This window comes from Bacillus sp. CD3-5, from assembly GCF_006349665.1.
In the GTDB taxonomy this organism is placed as follows: domain Bacteria; phylum Bacillota; class Bacilli; order Bacillales; family Bacillaceae_G; genus Bacillus_A; species Bacillus_A paranthracis.
This window is the reverse complement of record NZ_VEPX01000007.1, coordinates 144,305-162,319: the sequence shown is the minus strand read 5'-3', so window position 1 is coordinate 162,319 and position 18,015 is coordinate 144,305. Positions and strand designations below refer to the sequence as shown.

The window sequence follows — 18,015 nt, the reverse complement described above, 5'->3', positions numbered from 1 at the left end:
AACTTTGAAAAGTTACATAACAGCAGAGACTTTACACCAGATAAAATAAAAACAACATAAAACAATTTTATAATGATATTGCTTTATGTTGTTTTTATCATAAAACTCTTCGGAATTCATTTTCCTCACTAACTTGTTGTTTTGAGCGTGAGGATTCGGGGAGACATTCACGCTCATGCTTTCCATGTAAACAATGGACAATAAGAGGGGAACATCGCAACAAATTTGCATGATCGTGCATTTTGCTTGCCTAAAGAGTGAACGGGCGTTCATAATTCAAAAGGGAAGCAAATAGATATAAGGAGCAAGGTTGGGAGAATTTTCAGGAAAAGGAGAGAATGTCATGACTGTTATTCGAGGTTTAGAAGGGGTAGTAGCAACAACATCATCTGTGAGCTCTATTATTGATGATACATTAACTTATGTTGGGTATAATATTGATGATTTAGCTGAGAATGCTACATTTGAAGAAGTAGTGTACTTATTATGGCATCGCAAGCTTCCTAACGAGCAAGAACTAGCGAAATTTAAGGAGATTGTATCGGAATACTATAAAGTTCCAGGTGAGATTTTAGCATATTTGAAACAAGTAGATTTAAAAATCGCACATCCGATGTCTGTTTTACGAACTGCAATTTCCATGCTATCATTATACGATGAGAGCGCTGAAATTATGGATGAAAAGTCCAATTATTTGAAAGCGGTTAAATTACAGGCTCAAGTGGGAACTTTAGTTGCTGCTTACGCAAGAATCCGTAAAGGCTTAGATGTTGTTGAGCCTAGAAATGATTTATCATTAGCTGCAAACTTCTTGTACATGTTAAATGATCGCGAGCCAAATGAAGTTGAAATTGAAGCTTTTGATAAGGCACTTGTACTTCACGCAGATCATGAGTTAAACGCTTCTACATTTACTGCACGCGTTTGTGTAGCTACACTTTCAGATGTATATTCTGGCATTACAGCAGCAATCGGTGCGTTAAAAGGTCCTCTTCACGGCGGGGCAAATGAAAATGTAATGAAGATGTTAACTGAAATTGGCGAAGAAGAAAATGTAGAATCATATATTCATAATGCTCTTCAAAATAAAGTGAAAATTATGGGCTTTGGCCACCGTGTATATGAGCATGGTGATCCACGTGCAAAACATTTACGCGAAATGTCTAAGAGATTATGCGTGCTTTTAGGAGAAGAGAAATGGTATAATATGTCTATCAAAATTGAAGACATTGTAACAAAAGAAAAAGGTCTTCCACCAAATGTTGATTTCTATTCAGCTTCTGTATACCATTGTTTAGGAATTGACCATGACTTATTTACACCTATTTTTGCAATTAGCCGTATGTCAGGCTGGTTAGCTCATATTCTAGAACAATATGAAAACAACCGTTTAATCCGTCCGCGTGCTGATTATAATGGACCAACACATCAAGTGTACGTTCCAATTGCACAACGATAAGCGAATAACACTATTTTGATAGTGAAAATACGCTTTCAAAAGTCTGATTTTTTCGGGAAGATGTAATGATTAGAATATTTTAATTTGACTAACGGTTTGAACTGAGGGGTTATTCCCTCAGTTTCATACATATGAAATTTCAAACATGGGGGTTATCACATTGACGACAGGTGAAAAAATTACTGTAACTAATGGTGTTATGAATGTACCAAACAATCCGATTATTCCATTTATCGAAGGAGATGGAATTGGTCCTGATATTTGGGCAGCTGCATCTCGTGTACTAGAAGCAGCAGTTGAAAAAGCTTATGATGGTGAGAAGAAAATCGTTTGGAAAGAAGTGCTTGCAGGGGAAAAAGCATTCAACCAAACAGGCGAGTGGTTACCAGAAGAAACTTTAAATTTAATTCGTGAATATTTAATCGCGATTAAAGGTCCACTTACAACTCCAGTTGGCGGTGGTATTCGTTCTCTAAACGTAGCACTTCGTCAAGAATTAGATTTATATGTATGTCTACGTCCAGTTCGTTATTTTGAAGGTGTTCCTTCACCTGTAAAACGTCCGGAAGATACTGATATGGTTATTTTCCGTGAAAATACAGAAGACATTTATGCTGGAATTGAATATGCACAAGGATCTCCAGAAGCAGAAAAAGTTCTTGCTTTCTTAAAAGAAGCAATGGGTGTTAATAAAATCCGCTTCCCAGAAACATCTGGTATTGGTATTAAGCCAATTTCAGAAGAAGGGACAAAGCGTCTTGTTCGTGCTGCAATTCAATATGCAATTAACGAAAAACGCTCTTCTGTTACATTAGTTCATAAAGGAAACATTATGAAATTTACAGAAGGTGCTTTCAAAAACTGGGGTTACGAAGTAGCGGAACAAGAATTCGGCGACAAAGTATTTACTTGGGCTGAATACGATCGTATCGTTGAAAAAGACGGTAAAGATGCAGCGAATAAAGCGATGGCAGACGCTGAAGTGGCTGGAAAAATCATCGTAAAAGATTCTATTGCAGACATCTTCTTACAACAAATTTTAACTCGTCCACGTGAGTTCGATGTTGTTGCAACAATGAACTTAAATGGTGACTATATCTCTGATGCACTTGCTGCACAAGTAGGTGGAATTGGTATTGCACCTGGTGCAAACATTAACTATGTGACTGGACATGCTATCTTTGAAGCTACACACGGTACAGCTCCAAAATATGCAGGTTTAGATAAAGTAAACCCATCTTCTGTTCTTCTTTCAGGTGTATTATTATTAGAACACTTAGGATGGAACGAAGCTGCGAAATTAGTAACTGCTTCTGTTGAGAAAACAATTGCTTCAAAAGTAGTAACTTATGATTTCGCACGCTTAATGGAAGGTGCAACAGAAGTGAAATGTTCTGAGTTCGCTAATGAACTTATTAAAAACATGGATGTAGCGATAATCAAAAACGCATAATTAAAGCGGGGGGTAAATTATGACAATCAAGCGCAAGAAAGTTTCAGTCATCGGTGCAGGATTTACAGGAGCAACAACGGCATTCTTATTAGCACAAAAAGAACTTGCAGATGTTGTATTAGTGGACATTCCACAACTGGAAAATCCAACAAAAGGGAAAGCGTTAGATATGTTAGAAGCGAGCCCAGTACAAGGTTTTGATGCTAACATTATTGGAACATCTGATTACGCAGATACTGCTGATTCTGACGTTGTTGTGATTACAGCAGGTATCGCGCGTAAGCCTGGTATGAGCCGTGATGATTTAGTAGCAACAAACTCCAAAATTATGAAAAGTATTACGCGCGACATTGCAAAACATTCACCAAATGCAATTATTGTTGTGTTAACAAATCCAGTTGATGCAATGACATATTCTGTATTTAAAGAAGCTGGATTCCCGAAAGAGCGTGTTATCGGTCAATCGGGCGTATTAGATACAGCTCGTTTCCGTACATTCATCGCACAAGAATTAAATCTTTCTGTGAAAGACATTACAGGATTTGTTCTTGGTGGACACGGTGACGATATGGTACCTCTTGTACGTTATTCATATGCAGGTGGCATTCCGTTAGAAACGTTAATTCCGAAAGAGCGTTTAGAAGCAATCGTAGAACGTACCCGTAAAGGTGGCGGCGAGATTGTAGGCTTATTAGGAAACGGTAGTGCATATTACGCACCAGCTGCTTCTTTAGTTGAAATGACAGAAGCAATCTTAAAAGATCAACGCCGTGTATTACCGGCTATTGCGTACCTTGAAGGTGAATACGGTTATAGTGACCTTTACTTAGGGGTACCAGTAATTCTAGGTGGTAACGGAATTGAAAAAATTATTGAATTAGAACTTCTTGCAGATGAAAAAGAAGCGTTAGATCGCTCTGTAGAATCTGTACGTAATGTTATGAAGGTTCTTGTTTAATCATTAAATATAAGTAGAAAAAGATTCGGGGCCCCGAATCTTTTTCTACTATTTATACAAATGTTTTTTTGAAATAACATGAAAACGCTATCATTTGTAATATCCTATAATGAAACTGTAGATTTATACTATACATTGCCCTCATCATAGTAAATATCGGATCAAGTATCGCTTTTAGTAGGATAATAAGGTGAAAAAATCGGAGGGGGTTGTAACATGTTAAAGAAAAAAGTTCAAATTGGTCGTAAAATGGATGAAATTACAGTAGGAGAGAAATTATCTATCACTGAAAAAATTGAGGATAAAGATTTGTTATTGTACTTAGGGTTAACGAATGATGCCAATCCATTATATATTCAGCATGATTACGCATCCCAAACTCCGTATGAAAAGCCGATTGTACCAAGCATTATGCTAACTGGAATGATTACAACGGCAGTTACGAAATATTTACCAGGTCCAGGTAGTCATATTACGAGAAAGGACCTTACGTTCGTGAAGCATGTTCACCATTATGAAACGTTACAAATCCACTTTGAAGTTGTGGCTGTTTCTGAGGAGGAACATACAATTGATATGCTTGTATCTGCTCATGATGAAAAAGGGGATACTGTTGTGAAAGGCTCATTAACAGTAACGCCACCTTACAAATCAGTCTCTATTATGGAAAAAGCATTAGATAATTTTTAAAACATGAAAATGTGAATAGCGCTAGCATACCTTTTATAAGGAGCTAGCGCTATTTTTAGTTGAAGAATCCTTGTGTGAATCCTTCGGCGAAATCAGAACAACCTGTTTTAATCGTATCCCAGCTTGGGGCGTTGAATGTAAGAATGCACGTTACTATTAAAGATAGAATAGGTAGCACTAGTCGCATAATAGAGTCTCCTTATCTTTTATATTAGGATTTTCGGATTAACAATATTTACTATATAGTGATTTGATAATTAAAGTCAATTGAAGGGGTGGTTTTTTAAGATGAGATGGAAGAGAGAAGACGTTATCTTTGAAACGATGAGAGAGGCTGAAGTGTGGGCAGACGGGATCGCGAATGAAATGTATGGAAGAGTATTTGGTGGATATGAAACGCGGGACTATAAAATAGCGTATGCTCTTTCGTTTTTTCTAGCGCAAAATCAAGAATTCAATATTCATACAGAAGTAGAATGGAATGAAAATATAGATGTATATAAAGTATGGATAACAACACGTTAATTGGAGTGAATGAGTAATAACAATAGAACAATCTGAATCCATGTATAGACAATTATATTGAGAGGGACCTTGTTTTCTAGTATGATGAGAATAACGGGGAAAATACTAGGATGAAGAAGGTTTCAAGTCTATAACTTGGAGGAAAAGAATGAACAATCGTATTTTAGTAGTTGATGATGAGGAGTTTATCTTAACTTTAATCGAATTTAATTTACAACAAGCTGGTTTTGAAGTGATAACAGCGATGGATGGAGAAATGGCGCTTCAAAAAGCGACAACAGAACGTCCAGATTTAATTATATTAGATTTAATGCTTCCAAAAATGGATGGTATGGAAGTATGTAAAGAATTACGATTGCAGCGCGTTATGACGCCGATTTTAATGTTGACAGCAAAAGATGATGAGTTTGATAAGGTGCTAGGTCTTGAACTTGGGGCGGATGATTATATGACGAAGCCATTTAGCCCAAGGGAAGTTGTTGCGCGTGTGAAGGCAATTTTACGCCGTACGAAATTACAACAAGAAGAGCAAGTTACAGAATCGTCAGATGAAGAGAGCATTACAATTGCTGAACTTAAAATTTTACCGGAGTTTTATGAGGCTTATTTCCAAGGAAGAAAGCTTGAATTAACACCAAAAGAATTTGAACTACTTGTTTATCTTGCGAAAAATAAAAGTCGCGTATTAACGCGTGATCAATTATTAAGTGCTGTATGGAATTATGATTTCGCTGGTGATACACGAATTGTTGACGTTCATATTAGCCATTTGCGCGATAAAATTGAACAAAATACGAAAAAACCGACGTACATTAAAACGATACGTGGTTTAGGATATAAATTAGAGGAGCCAAAAGGGGATGAATAAATTTCGTTCCAGGCTTCTTTTTACATTTGTTTCTCTTATTGTTTTTATTTTAGTCGGACTCGGTTTATTGCTGGAAACCGTGTTTGAAAACTATTATATAGATCATGCGAAAGAGAGAATGGTAAAAGAGACAGAGTATGTTGCGGTATTAGCAGAAGAACAAGGTTTTGATGATGTTTTAAAAAATCCATATATATTTAAAAAGCTAGAAGAAAAAATTCAGGCTTCTATTGCCTTTGTAGATGAGAAAAAGAAAGTTCAATATAGCGGGGGAGAACCGTCTGCTTTTAGCCAAGGGATAATAAAAGAACTTTCCTCTGAAACAACGAAACAAAGAAATAAAGTCATTACGAAAGAAACAGATCAAAATAATGAATTTTACCATGCGGTGTTCGTGCAAGATGTAGCAGGGAAACAAGGATACATTTTGGTGAAGAGCACAATTGAGCCTTTGAAAGACGTTCATCAAAAAACGTGGGGATTATTAATTATCGGATTTGTTATTGCGTGTCTTGTAGTCGTATTTTTAGGTATGAAAATTACAGGGCAATATATTAGGCCGATTGAGTCCGTTACGAAAGTTGCCATCGAATTAGCGAAGGGTAATTATAAAGCACGCGCTTATGAAAGTCATTCGGATGAAACGGGAATGTTAAGTAAAGCGATTAATATTTTAGCTCGTAATTTACAAGAGATGACACTTGAGCAAGAAATGCAACAAGATCGTCTGCATACGTTAATTGAAAATATGGGAAGTGGAATGATTTTAATTGATAGCCGCGGTTATATCAACCTTGTAAACCGTTCGTATAAGGAAACTTTCCACGTCACAGATGAAGAATATTTAAATCGTTTATATTATGAGTCGTTTCATCATCCGGAAATTATAGAGCTTGTGGAAGAAATCTTTATGACAGAAGTGAAAGTGCGCAAACAAATGTTATTGCCACTTGGAATTGAGCGAAAGCATTTCGAGGTATATGGAGCACCGATTATCGGGACGAACCATGAATGGAAAGGGATTGTCCTTGTATTCCATGACATTACTGAGCTGAAAAAGTTAGAACAAATGAGAAAAGACTTTTTAGCGAATGTTTCCCATGAACTAAAAACGCCGATTACTTCTATTAAAGGTTTTTCAGAAACACTTTTAGACGGTGCTATGGATAATAAAAAATTCTGCGAACATTTCTTGCACATTATTTTAAAAGAAAGTGAACGTATGCAAGGATTAATTGAAGATTTATTAGATTTATCAAAGATTGAGCAACAAGGATTTAAATTGAATATGGGTACCGTTGATATGAAGGGACTTCTTGAAGATATTCATATGGTGCTTGATAATAAAGCGGGAGAAAAAGAAATCTCTTTACAAGTAAATGCATTAAAACGTGTTTCTGTCATTGGAGATCCAAGTCGTTTGCAGCAAATCTTTATTAATTTAATGAATAACGCAATCGTATATACACCGGCTGGAGGCGTTGTTTCTGTAGAATTAGCAGAAGATAAATATAATGCTTATATAAAAGTATCGGATACTGGAATTGGTATTAGTAAAGATGAAATTCCGCGTATTTTCGAACGCTTTTACCGAGTTGATAAAGCGAGAAGTAGAAATACTGGTGGTACAGGTCTTGGGTTATCAATCGTAAAGCATTTAGTCGAGGCCCATCACGGTACGATTACAGTGGATAGTGAAGTAGGAGAAGGGACAACCTTTACAGTTGTTTTACCAAAATCAGCAACTGAAAAATAGGATGAAGGATGTTTACAATATATTAACAATGGCTTAATTAAATATTAATAAAGCTCTGTTAATATAATACATGAAAACCCCTTCATCCAAGGAGTAATTTGGGACGAGAATAGTTAAGCTATTCTCGTCACTTCCCTTTATGCCAATATAAGTCTGTTTTATATATGAAAGAAAATAACCGTTATTTTTCTTCTCTCTATTAGTCATGTTAATATAGAGAGAGGAAAGAAACGGTTTTTTCTGTGAAAAAAATCATTTCAAATTTGTATGGGGAGGTTTCTGATTTGGAAAAAAAGGTCGTATTAGTAGATGGTAATAATATCGCGTATCGTGCTTTCTTTGCACTACCGCTTTTAAATAACGACAAAGGTATACATACGAACGCAATTTACGGTTTTACAATGATGTTAATGAGAATATTAGAGGAAGAAAAACCGACGCATATGTTAGTAGCATTTGATGCTGGGAAAACGACATTCCGTCATAAAACATATAGTGAGTATAAAGGAGGACGTCAAAAGACTCCGCCTGAGTTATCAGAGCAATTCCCATTTATTCGTGAGATGCTTGATGCATTCAATGTACCGCGTTATGAATTAGAAAATTATGAAGCGGATGACATTATGGGAACGCTAGCGAAAGAAGCGAGTGAACAAGGAGCTAGTGTAAAAGTTATTTCAGGAGATAAAGACTTACTTCAACTTGTTTCTGATAACACGCTTGTATGTATTCCTCGAAAAGGGATTACGGAAGTAGACGAATATACGAAAGAAGCTTTATTTGAAAAATACAGCTTATCACCAAAGCAAATTATCGATATGAAAGGTTTAATGGGAGACCAATCAGATAATATTCCAGGTGTACCAGGAGTTGGTGAAAAAACTGCGATTAAATTGTTAACACAGTTTGGAACGGTTGAAGAAGTGTATGAAAATATAGATCAAGTAAGCGGGAAGAAATTAAAAGAAAAGCTGGAAGCAAATAAAGACCAAGCTCTTATGAGTAAAGATCTTGCAACGATTATTACAGACGCGCCGATTACAGTGCATGTGGATGATATGGAGTATAAAGGGTATGAAGCAAGTGATGTCATTCCAATGTTCGAGAATTTAGGATTCACATCTCTTTTAAATAAATTAGGTGTTACGCCAGAAGAAACGGCTCCAGCTGAATTAGATGATATTACATTTGATATTGTAGAAGAAGTTACAGAAGAAATGCTTCAGCAAGATAGTGCGCTTATCGTTGAAGTACAAGAAGATAATTATCATAAAGCAGATATTCAAGGTTTCGGTATTCAAAATGAAAACGGATGTTACTTTATTCAGACAGACATTGCACTTAAATCAGATGCTTTTAAAGAGTGGCTTGCAGATGGAGAAATGAGAAAGTATACATTTGATGCGAAGCGTGCGATCGTTGCGCTGAAATGGAACGGTATAGATATGCAAGGAATTGACTTTGATCTATTAATCGCTGCTTACTTACTTGATCCGGCTGATACAGATAAAGATTTCCGTACTGTAGCGAAAATGAAAGAAACGCATGCTGTGAAATCTGATGAAGAAGTTTACGGAAAAGGTGCGAAGCGTGCTGTTCCAGAGTTAGAGATAGTAGCGGAGCATGTAGCTCGTAAAGTGCATGTATTATATGATGTGAAGCAAACATTCGTTGAAGAGTTAGAAAAGAATGAGCAATATGAACTGTTTACAGAGTTAGAATTACCACTTGCACGTGTATTAGCTGATATGGAAGTAAAAGGTGTAAAAGTTGATACTGAACGTCTTCGTAATATGGGAGAAGAACTTGCAGGTAGATTAAAGGAAATGGAACAGGAAATTTATAAGCTGGCAGGAACAGAATTTAATATTAATTCACCGAAGCAGCTTGGTGTGATTCTGTTTGAGAACTTAAACTTACCAGTTATTAAAAAGACGAAAACAGGTTATTCTACGTCAGCTGATGTACTAGACAAGCTGATGGATCACCATGAAATTATTCCAAACATTTTACATTACCGTCAATTAGGGAAACTAAATTCAACTTATATTGAAGGGTTATTAAAAGTTGTACATGAAGATTCATCTAAAATCCATACTCGCTTCAATCAAGTATTAACGCAAACAGGTCGATTAAGTTCAACGGATCCAAACTTACAAAATATCCCGATTCGATTAGAAGAAGGAAGAAAGATTCGTCAGGCATTCGTTCCATCAGAAGAAGGATGGATTATGTACGCGGCAGATTATTCACAAATTGAACTTCGTGTATTAGCTCATATTGCCAATGATAAAGGGCTAGTTGAAGCATTCCAACATGATATGGATATTCATACGAAAACAGCTATGGATGTATTTGGCGTTGAAAAAGATGAAGTAACTTCAAATATGAGAAGACAAGCGAAAGCTGTTAACTTCGGAATTGTGTATGGTATTAGTGATTATGGTCTTTCACAAAACTTAGGAATTACAAGAAAAGCAGCAGCGGAATTTATTGAAAAGTATTTAGAAAGTTTCCCTGGTGTACAAGAATACATGGATGACATCGTAAAAGATGCGAAACAAAAAGGATATGTAGCTACATTATTAAATCGCCGCCGTTACATTCCGGAAATTACGAGTCGTAATTTTAACTTGCGTAGCTTTGCTGAGCGTACAGCTATGAATACACCAATTCAAGGTACTGCAGCAGATATTATTAAAAAAGCGATGATTATTATGGCAGATCGTTTAGAAGAAGAAGGATTACAAGCGCGTCTTCTATTGCAAGTACACGATGAATTAATATTTGAAGCACCAAAAGAAGAAATTGAAAAATTAGAGAAGCTTGTACCAGAAGTAATGGAGCATGCAATTGAACTCGCAGTTCCGCTGAAAGTTGATTATTCTTACGGTCCAACTTGGTACGACGCAAAATAAGGAAGTGATGAAATGCCTGAATTACCAGAGGTTGAAAACGTCAGACGGACACTTGAAAATCTTGTAACAGGAAAAACGATTGAAGATGTCATTATTACCTATCCCAAAATCGTAAAACATCCAGATGATGCAGAAATCTTTAAAGAAATGCTAAAAGGCGAGATGATTGAAAATATAAAGCGAAGAGGAAAGTTTTTGCTTTTATATGTAACAAATTATGTCATTGTTTCACATTTGCGTATGGAAGGAAAGTTTTTATTGCATCAAGAGGATGAACCAATTGATAAGCATACGCACGTCCGTTTCTTATTTACAGATGGAACGGAATTACATTATAAAGATGTGAGAAAGTTCGGTACGATGCATCTCTTTAAAAAAGGTGAGGAAATGAATCAAATGCCTCTTGCTGACTTAGGTCCAGAGCCATTTGATGCTGAATTGACACCACAGTATTTACACGAGAGATTGCAAAAGACAAATCGTAAAATAAAAGTTGTATTATTAGACCAGCGTCTTTTAGTAGGGCTTGGAAATATATATGTAGATGAAGTTTTATTCCGTTCTCAAATTCATCCAGAACGAGAAGCGTCGTCTTTAACAGCAGAAGAAATTGAGCGAATTTATGAGGCGACTGTTACAACGTTAGGCGAAGCAGTGAAGCGTGGCGGAAGTACAATTCGAACGTATATCAACTCACAAGGGCAAATTGGCTCATTCCAAGAACTGCTAAATGTATATGGAAAAAAAGGAGAACCGTGTGTGACTTGCGGTACGATATTAGAAAAAACAGTTGTTGGTGGAAGAGGAACGCATTACTGCCCAATTTGTCAGCCAAGAATATAGAAAAGAGATAACATCGGATAGGCATTTGTCATATACATACAGCAGAGCTATGTATAAGGGAGGAGCTTACCGATGTACCTTTATTTATCTCTTATTTTATTAGCTTTTACATTAAGCTTAGATAGCTGTAGTGTAGGGCTAACATATGGTTTAAGAAGCGTAAGAATTCCACTAAGATCAATTATAATTATCGGAATGTGTTCAGCGGCTGTTATGCTTGTTTCAATGGGAATTGGACATATGATTGCGAAAGTATTTTCACCTGTTATCGCAACGCGTATCGGTGGGCTTGTTCTTATTGGAATAGGAATTTGGGTATTATACCAATTTTTTCGAAGTGAGAAAAAAGAAGAACCGAAGCAAGAGGAGAAGGTATGGAAATTAGAGATTGCCTCGCTTGGGTTAGTCATTCAAATTTTACGGAAACCGACTGTAGCAGATTTCGATAAATCAGGCACCATTTCTGCAGGAGAAGCGTTACTTCTTGGTATCGCTCTTTCTGTAGATTCATTTGGTGCTGGAATTGGTGCATCTTTATTAGGGTATGCACCTGCTATGATGGCGATATTAGTTGCAGTGATGAGTTCTTTGTTTTTATTTATTGGAATGAAACTTGGAACGGTTTTATCAAATATGAAATGGTTGCAAAAATTTACATTCCTGCCTGGGGTATTACTCATTATTATTGGAATTTGGAAAATGTAAGTACGGGCGTGGAACATTAGTTTCGCGCCTTTTATTATGAGGAGGATTATATGATGACAGTAGTAATTGGATTAACGGGAGGTATTGCAAGCGGAAAAAGTACAGTATCTCAAATGTTTCGCGAGCTAAATATACCAGTTATTGATGCAGATATTATTGCGCGAGAAGTTGTAGAACGAGGAAAGCCAGCATATAACAAAATTGTAGAAGTGTTTGGAACAGAAGTATTACAAGAAGATGGAGAACTAGATCGGCCGAAATTAGGAAGTGTCGTTTTCTATAATGAAGAGAAACGATTGCAGTTAAACAAAATTGTTCATCCTGCAGTGCGTGAGGAAATGAATAGGCAAAAGGAAATGTACATAAAAGAAGGTATGCAAGCGGTTGTGTTAGATATTCCTCTCTTATTTGAAAGTAAATTAACAAGTCTCGTTGACCGCGTTTTAGTTGTAGCAGTTAAGCCACATACGCAATTAGAACGTTTAATGAAGCGAAATAATTTTTCAGAAGAAGAAGCAACAGCTCGTATTCAATCTCAAATGCCGTTAGAAGAAAAAGTGAAACATGCAGATGAAGTGATAAATAATGATGGCACAATTATGGGAACGAAAACACAATTGGAGGTCATTTTAAAGAATTGGAACATTATTGACTAAAAAATTGTGAAATTAATGAAAATGCTTAGTGACATATCCCCTTTTTGTGTTATACTATTATTGGGATTGGAGATAAATAGTATAACGCATTCAAGGGGGATAACATATTATGACTCGTGTGGCAATTAATGGATTTGGACGTATTGGGAGAATGGTATTTCGTCAGGCAATAAAAGAAAGCGCATTCGAAATTGTAGCAATCAATGCAAGCTATCCATCTGAAACGTTAGCACATTTAATTAAATATGATACAGTTCACGGCAAGTTTGACGGAACAGTAGAAGCATTTGAAGATCACTTATTAGTTGATGGGAAAATGATTCGCCTTTTAAACAACCGCGATCCAAAGGAATTGCCTTGGACAGATTTAGGTGTTGAAGTTGTAATTGAAGCAACTGGTAAATTTAATTCAAAAGAAAAAGCAATTCTTCACGTTAAAGCTGGAGCGAAAAAAGTTATTTTAACAGCGCCTGGTAAAAATGAAGATGTAACAATTGTAGTTGGTGTGAACGAAGACCAATTAGATATTACAAAACATACTGTCATTTCAAATGCATCTTGTACAACAAACTGTTTAGCACCTGTTGTGAAGGTGTTAGATGAGCAGTTTGGAATTGAAAACGGTTTAATGACGACAGTTCACGCTTATACAAATGACCAAAAAAATATTGATAACCCACATAAAGATTTAAGAAGAGCACGTGCTTGCGGACAATCAATTATTCCGACAACGACAGGTGCTGCGAAAGCGCTAGCAAAAGTTCTTCCACATTTAAATGGAAAACTTCATGGTATGGCACTTCGTGTACCAACACCAAACGTGTCTCTTGTTGACTTAGTAGTAGATGTAAAACGTGATGTAACAGTTGAAGCTATTAACGATGCATTCAAAACTGTTGCAAACGGTGCGTTAAAAGGCATTGTAGAATTCAGCGAAGAGCCTTTAGTATCTATTGACTTTAATACAAATACACACTCAGCTATTATCGATGGTTTATCTACAATGGTAATGGGTGATCGTAAAGTAAAAGTACTTGCTTGGTATGATAACGAGTGGGGCTACTCTCGTCGTGTTGTAGATCTTGTAACGTTAGTTGTGGATGAATTAGCGAAACAAGAAAATGTGCAACATATTTAAGTGAATAAGGAGAGGGCAAGTGAATATTTGCCCTCTTTTTTTTATTTTTTTCTGAAAAGGAAAAAAATTATATAAGTATATTTTTAGAAGTGGACATACCACGAAGTGTTGGGATTACTGCATTCGTGAATCATTTATTTTTTTTAGGGAAAAGTAAAGAGGAAAATATGACAGAAAATCGAAAAAACTGTTGTTGCAAAATGAAAATAAACAAAGTATACTAACACTCGTAAACTTAAGAGCTGAGGTACGTAGTCACTACTTAAAGGGTTAGGACCTCTCTGGACTAACTTTCCCCCGTGGTAGTGGAGCAAGCCAAATTGCAAATTAGTTTTCAATTCGAACAGTTAGAATAAATTTACAAGGGGGAACTGTAGAATGGATACTATGGATACGATGGGTCGTCACGTGATCGCTGAACTTTGGGATTGCGATTTCGACAAGCTTAATGACATGCCGTATATTGAACAATTATTTGTGGATGCAGCACTAAGAGCTGGTGCTGAAGTGCGTGAGGTTGCTTTCCATAAATTTGCACCACAAGGTGTAAGTGGAGTAGTAATTATCTCGGAATCACATTTAACAATTCATAGCTTTCCGGAGCACGGTTACGCAAGTATTGATGTTTATACTTGTGGGGATCGTATTGATCCAAATGTTGCTGCAGAATATATTGCAGAAGGTTTAAACGCGAAAACGCGTGAGAGCATCGAGCTTCCTCGAGGCACTGGTAGCTTCGAAATTAAGCAGAGAGAAACAAAAGCTCTTTAAAAAAGAACATAATTGATTTAAAATGTAAAGAGGTGTATAATGCACCTCTTTTTTAGTTTATAAAAAAGAGAAAATATAACGTACTCGTTAGTTAAATAAATGGAGCTCTTACGAATGAGTTAACGCCCTATCTACTATCTTATTTTTGAAAACGAGATGATAACATAATGCGTTTAAACTTAAAGTGGTAAGAGAGTTAAAATGAGTTATATAATAATGTATATATATTGTCAGATGAAGTAAGTAGAGAAAAAATAAAGAGTATAGTGTAAAGGAGTGAATATATTGCGTTGTCCATCCTGTTCTCATAATGGTACAAGAGTGTTAGATTCGCGTCCGGTAGACGAGGGGCGCTCTATTCGAAGAAGGAGAGAGTGTGAAAGCTGTTTAAGCCGCTTTACGACATTTGAAAGAGTGGAAGAGTCACCTCTTATCGTTGTAAAAAAAGAAGGAACACGAGAAGAGTTTAATAAAGAAAAGATTTTACGTGGCTTAATTAAAGCGTGCGAAAAAAGACCAGTATCTTTAAGACAATTAGAAGAAGTAACTCAAAGTGTGGAACGTGAACTTCGTAATTTAGGTATATCAGAAGTGAAAAGTGATATGATTGGTGAAATTGTTATGGAAGAACTGCGTGATATCGATGATGTTGCTTACGTGCGTTTTGCTTCTGTATATCGCCAATTTAAAGATTTAAATGTATTTATTGAAGAATTAAAAGATATACTGCAAAAAGAAAGAGAGTAGCATCTGTATCGTATTCTCTTTACATACCGTAAGTAATGAGATAAGAGAGCTAGAAGCGAAAGCTAATAGCTCTTTTTCGCTAATAAATTATATAGTGAAGATTGGATGAGAGAAAGGAAAGCAAGAATGGAAAAACAGTCATGGATGGAGCTATTGCCGATTGATCGTTATAAAGTAAGTGCGAAAGGGTTACTGCATAATTACGACCGAAAAGTGTTAACGATGTTATATCAGCCGTTAATAGGTAGTAGAGCTTTTAGCTTGTACATGACGCTATGGGGAGAGTTAGAACAAGATCGTGTGTTTGGAAAAGAGAATACGCATCATTCCCTTATGGTGACCATGCAAATGCAGCTTCCTGAAATATATGGGGAACGAGTAAAGTTAGAGGCAATTGGGCTTTTGAAAGTATATATTAAGAAAGAAAAAGATATTCGAATGTTTATATATGAGCTGCAACCACCTTTATCTCCGAAGCAGTTTTTTGATGATATTGTTTTAAGTATCTTTTTATACAATCGATTGAGTCGGACAAAATATAATCAAGTAAAACAATATTTCTTAGAAGAAGAATTTGATTTTGTATCGTATGAAAATGTTACGCGTTCTTTTAATGATGTGTTTGGTTCGTTTAATCCAGGACAGCTTGAGCATGCGCAAGAAGACCTTCGTATTCCAAAAACGACAGCTATGCCAAGTAATGAAAAGGGAGACGCTCCAAAAGTTTGGAATGATTTCTTTGATTTCTCTTTATTTGTAGATGGCTTATCCGCTCTTGTCCCTAAAAAGGCGATTACAGATCAAGTGCGAGAATGTGTCATTACGCTTGCTTACGTGTATGATGTAGATGTGTTATCGATGCAAAATATCGTTCTTGGTGCGGTGACAGAGATGCAGACAATTGATATCGAAAGGCTTAGAAAAGGAGCACGTGATTGGTATCAGTTCGAAAACGGCCAAGCGTTACCTGTATTAAGTGAAAGAGTACAGCCTCATGCTGCACGTATGATGAAAGAAAAAGAGCCTTCATCGCAAGAAGAGATGTTAATCAAACAGTTAGAGGAAATCTCACCAAAACAACTATTGAAAGAAATCTCTGGCGGTGCAGAGGCAACGAAGGCTGACTTGCAAATCGTTGAAGATGTAATGATGAATCAAAAGTTAACACCAGGTGTTGTGAATGTACTTATTTATTACGTTATGCTACGCTCAGATATGAAACTTGCGAAAACGTATGTGGAGAAGATTGCTGGACATTGGGCACGTAAAAAGGTCGGTACAGTAGCTGAAGCGATGGCATTAGCGAAAGAAGAAAATCGTCAATATCAAGAATGGGCTGAGACGAAGAAGAAAGGTCGTACGTCGAAGAAAACAGTACGAAAAGAAATGGTACCAGATTGGCTGAAAGAAGAGCCGAAAGAACAAGAGAAAGAAACTGTGAAAAAAGATGTAAATGCTGAAAAAGGTGCAAGTACGTTAGAGGACGAACGAAAACGATTAGAAGAAGTGTTAAAAAAATATAAGCGTGATTAATAGAAGAGAATGAACGCTCTTTGAGGTGAGAAAATGGAGCATATTCAAAATTCATTTGCAAAGTTAATGGAAAATGAAAATTTTAAAAATAGATATGAAGTATTAAAGGCGGAAGTAATGGCACATCCGCGTGTGAAAGAATTTATAGACGAACATAAAGGGGAAGTAACAACGTCTATGATTGAACGCAGTCTTGTGAAATTATACGAATATATTGGACAAAGTGTAGGTTGCGCGGATTGTCCGGATCTAGGTTCGTGTAAAAACATGCTGCAAGGATATGAGCCAAAGCTCGTTATCCAAGGGAAGATGATTGATATTCAATATGATCGTTGCGTTAGAAAAGTAGCATATGACGAGAGGAAGAAATATGAAAAGCTCGTTCAAAGTGTATATATGCCAACTGATATTTTGCAAGCAACGATGGAAAACTTAGACCCTTCAGATTTAGATGCGCGTATTGATGCAATTGGTGCAGCTAATGAGTTTTTAAGTACATATGAACCTGGTAAAAAAGTACAAGGTTTATATTTGTACGGTAAATTTGGAGTAGGGAAAACGTATTTGTTAGGAGCAATTGCGAATGAGCTTGCTCGAAAGAAAATAAGTTCGATGCTTGTATACTTCCCTGAATTTCTACGTGAAATTAAAAGTTCGATTCAAGATAATTCGATTGGGGAAAAGATTGATGCAGTAAAACGCGTACAAGTTTTAATGTTAGATGATATTGGAGCAGAAGCGATGTCAAGCTTTGTACGTGATGATGTACTCGGTGCAATTTTGCAATTCCGTATGTTAGAAAACTTACCGACGTTCTTTACGTCTAACTTTGATTTTAAACAGCTAGAACATCATTTAACGTATACACAGCGCGGTGAAGCGGAAGAAATGAAAGCAGCTCGTATTATGGAGCGAATTAAATATTTAGCGAAACCAATTCCGATTGGCGGGAAAAACCGTCGTCATAAGTAAAGAGTAAGCTGAGAAGCTTGCTC

The 18,015-nt window shown here is 36.4% G+C and carries 17 protein-coding genes; 16 read left to right on the top strand and 1 reads right to left on the bottom strand.

The window, feature by feature from the left end:
* Positions 1-310 precede the first annotated feature (310 nt).
* The 4 genes from citZ (at position 311) to FH036_RS15735 (ending at position 4,560) form a co-directional block, all read left to right on the top strand.
* Positions 311-1,459 (top strand): citrate synthase, encoded by a 1,149-nt coding sequence (citZ, locus tag FH036_RS15750; RefSeq protein WP_138321022.1) that lies wholly within the window; start codon positions 311-313, stop codon positions 1,457-1,459.
* 160 nt (positions 1,460-1,619) lie between these two features.
* Entirely contained in the window at positions 1,620-2,912 is a 1,293-nt protein-coding gene (gene icd, locus FH036_RS15745) for an NADP-dependent isocitrate dehydrogenase (protein ID WP_000206898.1), read from the top strand.
* A gap of 19 nt (positions 2,913-2,931) precedes the next feature.
* Complete coding sequence (mdh, locus tag FH036_RS15740; RefSeq protein WP_000153232.1) at positions 2,932-3,870, top strand: malate dehydrogenase; 939 nt, start codon at positions 2,932-2,934, stop codon at positions 3,868-3,870.
* 216 nt (positions 3,871-4,086) lie between these two features.
* Positions 4,087-4,560 (top strand): MaoC family dehydratase, encoded by a 474-nt coding sequence (locus FH036_RS15735; protein ID WP_000914178.1) that lies wholly within the window; start codon positions 4,087-4,089, stop codon positions 4,558-4,560.
* A 55-nt stretch (positions 4,561-4,615) separates the two neighbouring features.
* Here the strand turns inward: FH036_RS15735 and FH036_RS27430 are convergent, their stop codons facing one another.
* Positions 4,616-4,747: a hypothetical protein gene (locus FH036_RS27430; protein ID WP_001241581.1), complete on the bottom strand. Its 132-nt coding sequence runs from the start codon at positions 4,745-4,747 to the stop codon at positions 4,616-4,618.
* A gap of 101 nt (positions 4,748-4,848) precedes the next feature.
* Here FH036_RS27430 and FH036_RS15730 point away from each other — a divergent pair, with 101 nt between their 5' ends.
* From FH036_RS15730 to dnaI, 12 genes are all read left to right on the top strand, one after another.
* Positions 4,849-5,085 (top strand): hypothetical protein, encoded by a 237-nt coding sequence (locus tag FH036_RS15730; protein WP_044790629.1) that lies wholly within the window; start codon positions 4,849-4,851, stop codon positions 5,083-5,085.
* 148 nt (positions 5,086-5,233) lie between these two features.
* The gene (phoP, locus tag FH036_RS15725) at positions 5,234-5,953 is read left to right on the top strand and encodes a two-component system response regulator PhoP (RefSeq protein ID WP_001065225.1); all 720 of its coding nucleotides are present in this window, start codon (positions 5,234-5,236) and stop codon (positions 5,951-5,953) included.
* Positions 5,946-7,709 (top strand): sensory box histidine kinase PhoR, encoded by a 1,764-nt coding sequence (phoR, locus tag FH036_RS15720; RefSeq protein WP_070806938.1) that lies wholly within the window; start codon positions 5,946-5,948, stop codon positions 7,707-7,709. Before phoP ends, phoR begins: the two co-directional genes overlap by 8 nt.
* A gap of 284 nt (positions 7,710-7,993) precedes the next feature.
* Positions 7,994-10,627, top strand: coding sequence for a DNA polymerase I (gene polA, locus FH036_RS15715; RefSeq protein WP_000412811.1), 2,634 nt, complete (start codon positions 7,994-7,996; stop codon positions 10,625-10,627).
* 12 nt (positions 10,628-10,639) lie between these two features.
* A complete protein-coding gene (mutM, locus tag FH036_RS15710; RefSeq protein ID WP_139895977.1) occupies positions 10,640-11,470 on the top strand; it encodes a DNA-formamidopyrimidine glycosylase in 831 nt (276 codons plus the stop codon).
* Between the two features lie 72 nt (positions 11,471-11,542).
* Entirely contained in the window at positions 11,543-12,175 is a 633-nt protein-coding gene (gene ytaF, locus FH036_RS15705) for a sporulation membrane protein YtaF (RefSeq protein WP_000281744.1), read from the top strand.
* Between the two features lie 53 nt (positions 12,176-12,228).
* On the top strand, positions 12,229-12,831 hold the full coding sequence (gene coaE / locus FH036_RS15700) for a dephospho-CoA kinase (RefSeq protein WP_044790626.1): 603 nt from the start codon (positions 12,229-12,231) through the stop codon (positions 12,829-12,831).
* 109 nt (positions 12,832-12,940) lie between these two features.
* Positions 12,941-13,969 carry a glyceraldehyde-3-phosphate dehydrogenase gene (locus FH036_RS15695; RefSeq protein ID WP_139895976.1) on the top strand — a complete coding sequence of 343 codons (1,029 nt, stop codon included), beginning with the start codon at positions 12,941-12,943 and terminating at the stop codon, positions 13,967-13,969.
* A gap of 387 nt (positions 13,970-14,356) precedes the next feature.
* A complete protein-coding gene (speD, locus tag FH036_RS15690; RefSeq protein ID WP_002003660.1) occupies positions 14,357-14,740 on the top strand; it encodes an adenosylmethionine decarboxylase in 384 nt (127 codons plus the stop codon).
* 285 nt (positions 14,741-15,025) lie between these two features.
* Positions 15,026-15,487: a transcriptional regulator NrdR gene (nrdR, locus tag FH036_RS15685; protein ID WP_001203687.1), complete on the top strand. Its 462-nt coding sequence runs from the start codon at positions 15,026-15,028 to the stop codon at positions 15,485-15,487.
* A 126-nt stretch (positions 15,488-15,613) separates the two neighbouring features.
* A complete protein-coding gene (locus FH036_RS15680) occupies positions 15,614-17,020 on the top strand; it encodes a replication initiation and membrane attachment family protein (RefSeq protein WP_138321028.1) in 1,407 nt (468 codons plus the stop codon).
* A gap of 33 nt (positions 17,021-17,053) precedes the next feature.
* Positions 17,054-17,992 carry a primosomal protein DnaI gene (dnaI, locus tag FH036_RS15675; protein WP_000400101.1) on the top strand — a complete coding sequence of 313 codons (939 nt, stop codon included), beginning with the start codon at positions 17,054-17,056 and terminating at the stop codon, positions 17,990-17,992.
* Positions 17,993-18,015 lie beyond the last annotated feature (23 nt).

Excerpts from the sequence above, each read along its gene's own strand:
- FH036_RS15695 (WP_139895976.1), top strand. The coding sequence starts at position 12,941 with ATGACTCGTGTGGCAATTAATGGATTTGGACGTATTGGGAGAATGGTA.
- FH036_RS15730 (WP_044790629.1), top strand. The coding sequence starts at position 4,849 with ATGAGATGGAAGAGAGAAGACGTTATCTTTGAAACGATGAGAGAGGCT.
- FH036_RS27430 (WP_001241581.1), bottom strand. The coding sequence starts at position 4,747 with ATGCGACTAGTGCTACCTATTCTATCTTTAATAGTAACGTGCATTCTT.
- speD (WP_002003660.1), top strand. The coding sequence starts at position 14,357 with ATGGATACGATGGGTCGTCACGTGATCGCTGAACTTTGGGATTGCGAT.
- dnaI (WP_000400101.1), top strand. The coding sequence starts at position 17,054 with ATGGAGCATATTCAAAATTCATTTGCAAAGTTAATGGAAAATGAAAAT.
- phoP (WP_001065225.1), top strand. The coding sequence starts at position 5,234 with ATGAACAATCGTATTTTAGTAGTTGATGATGAGGAGTTTATCTTAACT.
- mutM (WP_139895977.1), top strand. The coding sequence starts at position 10,640 with ATGCCTGAATTACCAGAGGTTGAAAACGTCAGACGGACACTTGAAAAT.
- FH036_RS15735 (WP_000914178.1), top strand. The coding sequence starts at position 4,087 with ATGTTAAAGAAAAAAGTTCAAATTGGTCGTAAAATGGATGAAATTACA.
- mdh (WP_000153232.1), top strand. The coding sequence starts at position 2,932 with ATGACAATCAAGCGCAAGAAAGTTTCAGTCATCGGTGCAGGATTTACA.
- coaE (WP_044790626.1), top strand. The coding sequence starts at position 12,229 with ATGACAGTAGTAATTGGATTAACGGGAGGTATTGCAAGCGGAAAAAGT.
- FH036_RS15680 (WP_138321028.1), top strand. The coding sequence starts at position 15,614 with ATGGAAAAACAGTCATGGATGGAGCTATTGCCGATTGATCGTTATAAA.
- ytaF (WP_000281744.1), top strand. The coding sequence starts at position 11,543 with ATGTACCTTTATTTATCTCTTATTTTATTAGCTTTTACATTAAGCTTA.
- phoR (WP_070806938.1), top strand. The coding sequence starts at position 5,946 with ATGAATAAATTTCGTTCCAGGCTTCTTTTTACATTTGTTTCTCTTATT.